This is a genomic window from Pseudomonadota bacterium (genome assembly GCA_026388215.1).
Taxonomy (GTDB): Bacteria; Desulfobacterota; Syntrophorhabdia; order Syntrophorhabdales; family Syntrophorhabdaceae; genus JAPLKF01.
In genome coordinates this window covers 1-8,539 of record JAPLKF010000042.1, presented here as the reverse complement: position 1 = coordinate 8,539, position 8,539 = coordinate 1, and the positions used below count along the sequence as shown (strand labels likewise).

Here is an 8,539-nt window from a genome sequence, read left to right as displayed (position 1 = left end):
GCAGAATTGGTGCGTTCTATCCCAATCAATGATATGGATTGCCCTGGTTGCCACACCATAAATGCTTTCATCTAAATGTTCGTACAGTCGCCTTAAGCTATGAAAAACCATGCCTTCCGGGGCCAGAGCAAGCTCTGTAAGTTCCACAGAGTAACAATGCCGGCCATCAAGGGTTCCAAGATATAGCTCACGTAGTGGGCAGAGCCCGAGCTCCCTCACATCACTAATAGATGGGATGATAGCCCTGTTATCTTCTATTTTAACCAGCATCCTCCAGCCACTAAAGACAAACCACCATGCGTGTTCTATCTGTCCAGGTGGCGGCACCATGGATGGGATGAATAACCCATGCATCCCTGAAAAATACCTATTTTGCAGAGGAATGTCAAGGAGCTGTTCTTCTCAAACCGGAGAAAGGAGATTCCCCTCGCACTCCGCACTCCATTCCCGACCATCACCCGCAAGCGGGTACCCGAGAATCGCTCCACTGAAACGGGCAAACTTGCCCCGCTTTCAGCAGGTCTTCGGACATACCCGTTTCCCCTTCGGGACGTTCCACATCTTCTAAGTATGGTAAAACGGTCATTTTGTGATGTCGTGCTACAGGGAACTCCCTTTCTCTTTGAAATGTAAAGAACCGTTAGGGACAGGAAACTATATAAAAGGGGCTAACAGTCCTATCGTTTTCGTGCTATAATATACATACTCAATAACAAGAAGGGGGTTATAATGGCAGAAACAACAATAAAGATTGAAGGCATGAGCTGTCAACATTGTGTAATGGCTGTAAAAAAGGCACTTGGTGGCATTCCAGCTATATTGCAGAGTGACGTTCAGATTGGAAGTGCAATGGTTAAATATGACGAGTCAAAAATAAAGAAGGAAGATATAGAATCCAAGATAGAAAAGGCAGGATACAAGGTAGTCAAGTAGTCAGAATATTAAAAAATCAATATGGAAGAAATCATACAAGCAATCAGCGATGCTGCTGATTTAAAAAACAAGGCTAAAGAGTTTTCACGCCTGTCCAGAGAAAAGAAGATAGAGCTTTTACAAAAAATTAAGGACATAAAAAGTGGGCCTGCAGGCACATTCCTGAACATGGTATACCCTGATGAAAAGGATAAAGATATTCAGAAACTCATCAAAAAATTGTTGTTCAGACTGAAAACAGTCGGGTTAAAGGTAGATGAACCAAAGATAACCGGAGAGCCTGCCTTAAGGAGAATAGAAGAAAAAAGGGAACACAGGGGTTTTATCTCTAACTATGATACTGAGGGCACGCGCCTGGTATGCGCAGCCTTCGGGATAAAAAAGAATTATTTTATATTTATCAATGCAATAACCCACTTTTCTGATGGGGTTTTAGAACTGACCAGCACCCCTGTGGACAGGCGTGATCTGGAAACAATACTGAACGAGTACCGTCAGAGAACAAATAGCTCAATCGTCTTTGTAGAAATATCCCCGAAATATGCAAGTTATATCATAAATGAAACATCTGCCTACTCAGGAAAGTTCACCCAGGAAGTAAAACAATTGAAACAATTTACCTCAAACATAAAAAGTAAAATACAAAAACCCGAAGACATATATGGCCTTGAAATACCGGATAAAACAAATCCTTTACCAATGGAAAAGATTCTATCGAACGACATTGTCGAACCATTCAAGCTTTCATGGAATACTCTGGAGAACGATAAAAAGGAGTTTGCCAATATTGGAAGTTCTACGATTGTGCTGCCCCCATACATGGTCGAAGAAAAAAAACAGGCATTTATAAAAATACTTCTTGAAAGAGATAATTTAAAACAAAAACTCCCTCTTATAAGGCGGATGATGGAAGATTATGCCTATATCTTTTACTGTCTCCATGAATATGGTGCCTATAATGGATTAATAGAAATGTTACAGGATAAAAATGCCCCCCATGGTATTCTCTTTCTCTTCACCAGAAAATCACTTGAAGAGGCAGGGCAACAAAAACAACCCGGCCTTATTGTAAATCCTTATGAGCAAATACGTTCTTAAGGATACCTTTTTTAAGAAAGCAAAAGAAGAAGGTTACAGGGCAAGAAGCGCCTATAAATTAAAGGAGATACAGAACAAATTCCATTTAATAAAGAAGGGTGATAAGGTTTTAGACCTTGGATGCTCGCCTGGAAGTTTTCTTCAGGTTATCTCTGATATCGTGGGATACGAAGGTGTAGTCGTGGGCATAGATATCCTGCCACTCACCCCTCTCCCCAAAAAGAATGTAAGCACCATTATCCGTGATGTCAGAGAATTAAGTATAAAAGAATTACTTAATGAACTCTCCCTCCAGTACTTTGATGTGGTAACCTGCGACATCGCACCGAATCTCTCCGGTATCAGAGAGGTCGATGAAAAAAATATTACTGAACTTTATGAAGCCGTAAAGAATATTGTATCGGATGGCTTAAAAACAGGCGGGAAATTCCTTCTCAAATCCTTCTTCTCCGGCACATTCAGGGATATCGATTCAGACCTGAAGAATATCTTCAAAAATGTCACAATCTATAAACCTGTCGCATCGAGAAGCAAAAGTTCAGAGATCTATCTGGTATGCATTAATAAAAAATAGCAGGTTACACAGAAGGATTAGAAAAAATTCCACTCTCCCGATAGTCACTCTTAAACGGTTATTCCTTAATGTAAAACTGCATTTTTAAACCTGCAACCTCAACAATATCACCATCTTTCAGGTCATATCGCTGCTCAACTTTGTTGCCGTTTATTTTGATTTCCTTTCCTCCGGAAGGTGTGATGAAATACCCATCCTTCCTCCTGTTTATCAGAGCAGCTATTTTTGGGGCAAATAAACCTTTCAGCTTAATCACAGCGCTATCGTCCTTACCAATAGTGGAAACCCTTTCCTTCAACTCGTATTCCTTTTTATTGGTAGTACCTTCGATCACGACAAACCCACCCACAACCTCAAGCTTCTCCGCGGTAACAAGGATTTTCTCCTGATCAGTAGGGCTGAGCAATACTGTTTCATCCATTGAACGTGCACGGACACCTGTTTTCATCTGATCCGTCGCAGGTTTTACATCGGTTATAAATTCCAGAGTATGGTTTCCAACCAGTATGACATCGCCATTATTCAGAGCGCTCTTAACAATCCTCTTGCCATTAACAAAGGTTCCGTTAGTGCTATTCTGATCCTCAACGTACATTGTTTCGCCTTCTCTTATAAGTTTGGCATGGTGCCCCGAGGTTGCGAGATTGTCAATAACGACATCATTATCCTCTTTTCTCCCAATGGTATAAACTTCCTTCTCGAGCAATATCTCTTTAATGACGGCATCCTTAAATTTGAGCAGAACCTTCCTCATACGTCACCTCCTTAACCATTCTTTAAGATTAAATAAAACATGAAACCATCTTCTTTTTTTCACAGCAAAGGCAACTATTACCGCGACATTATCCCTGCCACCATTTTCATTGGCCATGCTGATAAGTTTTTCACACGCCATTTCAGGGTCATTGGTGGTGGTCACAACAGAGAGAATTTCATCCTCTTCGACCATGGTGGTGAGGCCATCGGTACATAGAATCAGAATGTCACCATTCAGTAGAGCAAGCTCATCAAGGTCCACCTCTACTTCGGGATTTACACCGAGGGCCCTGGTCAGGATATTCTTCATGTCAGATTCCTTTGCCTGCTCTTTCGAGATGAGCTCCCGTTTTACCTGCTCAGAAACAAGTGAGTGATCATCGGTAAGTTGTTCCATATCCCCGGACCTGACAAGATAAACACGGCTATCTCCTACATGGGCAATACTTAACCTGTTGCCGGTAATTAAGGTAGCAGCCACAGTGGTACCCATCCCATGCCAGAGGGGATTACCTTTCGATGCCTCGTAAATTGCCTGATTGGCAAGGCGCACTGCAGAACCAATTTTGTTCGTTGCTTCAGAAAACTCTTCGCGGTACCTACCTACCTGCAACTCACGGCCTGCCTTTACACCATCAAAATAATCCCTGATAACATCAACTGCTATCTTGCTTGCAACCTCGCCTGAGGCATGCCCTCCCATGCCGTCTGCCACAAGGAGGATGCCGTCACTCTCTGCTACATAAAAATTATCCTCATTATTCTGTCGGATAATACCCTTATCTGTTCTGGCAGCAGCGAGAAATTTCAACTGTGCTCTCCAAGCGTTTCCATATATTTTGTAAGATCATTCACCAGATCTCTTCCCCGCTGGTAACGCATTTCCTTATCCTTGGCAAGTAGCTTACTTATAATAGAATCACAGAAATCAGGGGTAGCAGGCGACACCTCTTTTAACAAAGGAGGAGGTGAATTGGCAATATTATACATGAGGGTTGTAATGCTCTCCCCTGCAAAGGGTTTCTCGCCTGTCAGGAGTTCAAAGAAGACCACACCGAGAGAAAAAAGGTCCGAGCGCCCATCAACCTTTTGTCCGGAAATCTGCTCTGGAGACATGTAGCTTGGGGTGCCCATAATAACACCGGTCTGAGTCTTGGAACTTGCCATCACCCTGGCAATACCGAAGTCTGCCACCTTGATCTCTCCGTTTTTCAATACCATAATATTCGCTGGTTTTATATCTCTGTGGACCACACCATTCTCATGGGCATAGTCAAGCGCCGAAGCGACAGATGTAATGACCCTTCCGACCTCATGAATAGGAAAAAGGTTTTCCTTCTGACAGTATTTTGTCAGGTCTGTCCCCTCAAGAAGTTCCATGGCCATGTAAGCAATTTCGTAATCCTCTCCCACATCGTATATTGTCACAATATTCGGATGGGAGAGCTTGCCTGCTGCCTCTGCCTCACGAAAAAATCTCTTTTTCAGCTCCGCCACCTGTTCCTCATCAAAGTCTTCATATCTTAATGTCTTGATGGCTACTTCCCTGTTAATCCTTGGGTCTTTCCCGAGATAGACCGTCCCCATGGCTCCCCGTCCCAGCTCCTTTGCTATCTCATAACGGCCAAGTGTCGGCTTGGTTTCGGCGCCTTCAATCAAGACAGTGGCATCCTTTCTTGGACCTGACGGACCAAAGATGACTGTCTCACCGACGGCCTTGAGTTTCTTGATCCTTTCCCCGATATCCTTAAAATCGCCAGCCTGTAAAATGTGCTCGTAAACAGCAACGGTCTTGTTGAACTGCCTTTTCCTTTCAAAATCAAGTCCGAGATTATAGAGGAGTTCCTTTACCGATTCATCCTCAACAGGACATTTTCTAAACTTTTCAAAGGCAATGTCGAGCATCCCCTGACCCTGGAATGAGAGCCCCAGCATCTTGTTGGTCTCGATACTGTCCGCCTCAACGCGCTCCTTCAGCCTCTCGGTAAAGAGGTACCGACAGGAAACAACAACGGTATAACCGACCAGAAGGAGAAGGTCAGAATAGATGACCTTGAGCCAGTATCCATAGTTCACAAGAAATAATCCTGCAATAGTTGACCATGCAAGAAAAAGGGCTGCCGCAAGGATGGCGCTGATCCCTGCATGGAGCCTCGGTAAAATGAGGGAGAGGAATATCCCAAAAAGGATAATCACCGCAAGTTCAACGTAAAATGCCCATCGGGGGCGTACAATATGGTTGTTATTGAGAATGTTGTCTACAACATTTGCAACCAGAACCCAGGAAGGAACATTGGGACCCACAGGGGTGGTGAGGGTTGTTCCAATACCGGTTGCACTGTGGGCAATGATGACAATCCTGTTTTTAAACTGCCCTGCTGGAACCTTATTATCAATGATATCAACGAAAGAGTAAATAGGAAATCCTTTATTAAAACTGATGAGCATCTTGTTCTTTTCATAAATGGGGATAAGGGTATTTTTGATCCTTACATCGTGAGAGATAGTTATATCCTTTAAATCATAGTTAAGATATTTCAAGGTTAATTGCAACCCAAAAGAGGGAAAAAGCCTGCCTCCGAAATTAATGAGCAGGGGTTCGCTCCTTACTGCTCTATCATTGTCATGAACCACATTGATATGACCCATGGCCATTGCCTGGGATGCAAAAACAGGGATAGGCGGGATGATTTCTCTTGCAGAGAAAAAACCATCAGGGTTCGAGAGGGGAAGAGAATTAGCCTTGAGATATTCGGGTAGCTCAGCTTCACCCTTGCCGGTGGTACTGCTGAGGGTAAAAAAGAAGGGCAAAACTACCTTTTTGCTTTTTGTAATTGAGGAAGTAAGGATGGCATCACTATCCAGTCTTTTTTCAGCTTCTTTTAGAGAATTATAAATTTCATTAGACTGTTTACTTTTAAGCAGTACGGGTTCGCCCTCAATCTTTTTAATGATTTCCTGCAGCTCCCATAGCCCCTGATTGAAATCACTTTCTGAATAAAGGATATTCACCCCGATGACCTTTGCCTCATAATTACTGAGGGTATCAATCATCTCAGCAATGTAGCTCCTTGGCCAGGGCCATCGGCCAAGCTTGGCAATACTCTCATCATCGATGGTTACAATCGCCAATGGTGTAGACGGGGTCTTCGCGCGCAGGTTCACACCAAGATCGTAAAAACGGTATTCCAATATTTCGATTGGATTCCATCTGAGGTAGAAGGCTGCAAGCGTTAAAAGCATGAGCAGAAATCCTATGACAAAATCCTTGCTGATCAGACTGCCAATCTTTTTCATACCATTACCTCTACCTCGTCAAAATTTTTCTCAACCCCTTCAGGGTATTCTTACATTAAAAAAATTAAATTGTAAAGTACCTATTTATATAAAGTATGAATTTCTCTATAAATTACTTACACGACACCTGCTTTCAACATCAGAAAAATACAGGGTTAATTTTGATGTTTCTTTATTTTAAGGGCTGCCGTGGCGTATAATGAATGGATTTTGCAAAGATAAAAAGAGATCCATACTGACATGATGGTAAAATGATGTCATACAGGGACGAAAGGAGGATGATATGGGGAGACACGTACTGGTACCTATTGCAAATGGTACTGAAGAACTTGAGGCTGTGTGCATCATAGATGTCCTGAGAAGGGCTGATGCCGCTGTTACTGTTGCATCTGTTGACATGCTGCAGATTGTGGCCTCAAAAAGGGTTAAGCTCGTTGCTGATTGCCTGATTGCAGAATGTATAGATAAAACCTATGACCTTATCGCCCTGCCCGGCGGTATGCCGGGTGCAGAGCATCTTCGCGATTCGAAAGAACTCGTTTCGATGCTGAAACGTCAGAGAGATGAAGGAAGGCTCTATGCCGCCATCTGTGCTGCCCCAGTAGTTGTCCTCTATACTCATGGTCTCCTTGAAGGTCATCGCTTTACCTGTCATCCCGATTTCGCCCACCTTCTGAAAGAAACCAAGCCAGCAGATTCACCTGTGGTGGTTGATGGAAACCTCATCACAAGCCGTGGTGCAGGAACTGCCATTGTGTTTTCCCTGAAGCTTGTTGAACTCCTCTTTGATGAACAGAAAGTAAAAGAAGTTGCACAGGGTATGGCTCTCAGCGTGGAATGCGGAGCGTAGGGCAAAGAGCGGGGAGTAGAGGGCAGAGCGTTTAGGAATCGTTAGTCGGAAGTCGTAAGTGGGAAGTAGAAAAAGTATAGAGCAGAGGGCTGAAGGACGAGGGACAGCCGCTTCGCTGGGACGACGGACGATAAACATAATGCACGATGCACGAAACTGCTTGGTTCGGCATTCTTCTTCTTAATTCCTTGAACCCTCGACCCCTTGAATCCTTGAACCCAGCTCTATTGATTTTTTCAGTTGACTCTCATCCCTTTTCACATGGAGCCGTACTGAGAGATGCATAATAAAAAAGCACTTGACCTTTTATGTGCCTGATAGTATTATCCTGATGAAGGGTTACCACAAGGACAAAAATATGACAAAGCTTTTTCTCATTGGTCTCGTTGGTATACTTACGACAATCTTCATTGCACCAACTGCTTTCAGCCAGGGAACATCTGCATCGACCACAGTAACTCCTCAGACTGTAAACATAACAACTCCCCCGCTGACGATGACTGGAATGCGTCCCGACGAACAACCTCAACAGTCCGATCCTACTTTTCAGCCCGTGGTGATTACAACAGAACCGCTGACGATGACTGGAATGAGTGAATAGGGGAGGTATCATGGCTTTTCGTTTTGCAAGCTTTCTGATCATGACGATGGTTGCCGCCGTGTGGGCAGCGCCAGTTTATTCTGAGAATTTCAATATTACTGTTCCGATCCGTCTCTATAAACTTGTACAGGGTGTCGGCAAAGCACAGGTTCGCTGCGAGGTGCTCTCAAGCTCAAACGAGCGTATAGGAGCAAAGATACAATGGTCCAACCATAATACAAATAGTGCAGGCGACCTCGTTGAAGACCTTCCCGTCAAGTTCGATGCCTATCCCGGGAAAAATCCCCGGGATGCTGTTTCCTATACTTGTTCTCTTTACCTGTTACTTTCGTGGATACAGGGTGAGCCATGGCAGGTACCCAGTACGGATACTGCCAGTCCATATCTGAGAGCAAAACCTGGAACCGAATTCCGGGCTGTTGTTACAGGC

Annotated in this window: 10 protein-coding genes; 6 read left to right on the top strand and 4 right to left on the bottom strand. The window is 43.8% G+C overall.

Annotation, left to right across the window (positions count from 1 at the left end):
• Window positions 1–354 (bottom strand): NADH pyrophosphatase (locus NTU69_03400; GenBank protein MCX5802575.1); only part of this gene is annotated, 354 nt, incomplete at its 3' end.
• Window positions 355–729: 375 nt separating this feature from the next.
• On the opposite strand from NTU69_03400, the gene NTU69_03395 reads away from it, so the two are divergent.
• The 3 genes from NTU69_03395 to NTU69_03385 are packed head-to-tail and all read left to right on the top strand — an operon-like array spanning window position 730 to window position 2,605.
• Entirely contained in the window at window positions 730–933 is a 204-nt protein-coding gene (locus tag NTU69_03395) for a cation transporter (GenBank protein ID MCX5802574.1), read from the top strand.
• Between the two features lie 21 nt (window positions 934–954).
• Window positions 955–2,031, top strand: coding sequence for a hypothetical protein (locus NTU69_03390; GenBank protein MCX5802573.1), 1,077 nt, complete (start codon window positions 955–957; stop codon window positions 2,029–2,031).
• Window positions 2,012–2,605 carry an RlmE family RNA methyltransferase gene (locus NTU69_03385; GenBank protein MCX5802572.1) on the top strand — a complete coding sequence of 198 codons (594 nt, stop codon included), beginning with the start codon at window positions 2,012–2,014 and terminating at the stop codon, window positions 2,603–2,605. The genes NTU69_03390 and NTU69_03385 overlap by 20 nt, the downstream gene beginning before the upstream one ends.
• Before the next feature lie 58 nt (window positions 2,606–2,663).
• On the opposite strand, the gene NTU69_03380 is transcribed toward NTU69_03385, so the two are convergent.
• From NTU69_03380 to NTU69_03370, 3 genes are read right to left on the bottom strand one after another with little or no spacing between them, the layout of a single operon-like run.
• Window positions 2,664–3,359: an FHA domain-containing protein gene (locus tag NTU69_03380; protein ID MCX5802571.1), complete on the bottom strand. Its 696-nt coding sequence runs from the start codon at window positions 3,357–3,359 to the stop codon at window positions 2,664–2,666.
• Window positions 3,360–3,362: 3 nt separating this feature from the next.
• Complete coding sequence (locus tag NTU69_03375; protein MCX5802570.1) at window positions 3,363–4,172, bottom strand: Stp1/IreP family PP2C-type Ser/Thr phosphatase; 810 nt, start codon at window positions 4,170–4,172, stop codon at window positions 3,363–3,365.
• On the bottom strand, window positions 4,169–6,658 hold the full coding sequence (locus NTU69_03370; GenBank protein MCX5802569.1) for a serine/threonine-protein kinase: 2,490 nt from the start codon (window positions 6,656–6,658) through the stop codon (window positions 4,169–4,171). The genes NTU69_03375 and NTU69_03370 overlap by 4 nt, the downstream gene beginning before the upstream one ends.
• A 283-nt stretch (window positions 6,659–6,941) precedes the next feature.
• On the opposite strand from NTU69_03370, the gene NTU69_03365 reads away from it, so the two are divergent.
• From NTU69_03365 to NTU69_03355, 3 genes are all read left to right on the top strand, one after another.
• Complete coding sequence (locus tag NTU69_03365) at window positions 6,942–7,508, top strand: DJ-1/PfpI family protein (GenBank protein MCX5802568.1); 567 nt, start codon at window positions 6,942–6,944, stop codon at window positions 7,506–7,508.
• 310 nt (window positions 7,509–7,818) lie between these two features.
• On the top strand, window positions 7,819–8,109 hold the full coding sequence (locus NTU69_03360; protein MCX5802567.1) for a hypothetical protein: 291 nt from the start codon (window positions 7,819–7,821) through the stop codon (window positions 8,107–8,109).
• Between the two features lie 10 nt (window positions 8,110–8,119).
• The coding region (locus NTU69_03355; GenBank protein MCX5802566.1) for a hypothetical protein at window positions 8,120–8,539 on the top strand (420 nt) is incomplete at its 3' end.

What these genes read in the sequence shown, in the direction of transcription:
- NTU69_03395 (MCX5802574.1), top strand. Translation starts at nt 730, where the DNA reads ATGGCAGAAACAACAATAAAGATTGAAGGCATGAGCTGTCAACATTGT.
- NTU69_03390 (MCX5802573.1), top strand. Translation starts at nt 955, where the DNA reads ATGGAAGAAATCATACAAGCAATCAGCGATGCTGCTGATTTAAAAAAC.
- NTU69_03385 (MCX5802572.1), top strand. Translation starts at nt 2,012, where the DNA reads ATGAGCAAATACGTTCTTAAGGATACCTTTTTTAAGAAAGCAAAAGAA.
- NTU69_03380 (MCX5802571.1), bottom strand. Translation starts at nt 3,359, where the DNA reads ATGAGGAAGGTTCTGCTCAAATTTAAGGATGCCGTCATTAAAGAGATA.
- NTU69_03370 (MCX5802569.1), bottom strand. Translation starts at nt 6,658, where the DNA reads ATGAAAAAGATTGGCAGTCTGATCAGCAAGGATTTTGTCATAGGATTT.
- NTU69_03365 (MCX5802568.1), top strand. Translation starts at nt 6,942, where the DNA reads ATGGGGAGACACGTACTGGTACCTATTGCAAATGGTACTGAAGAACTT.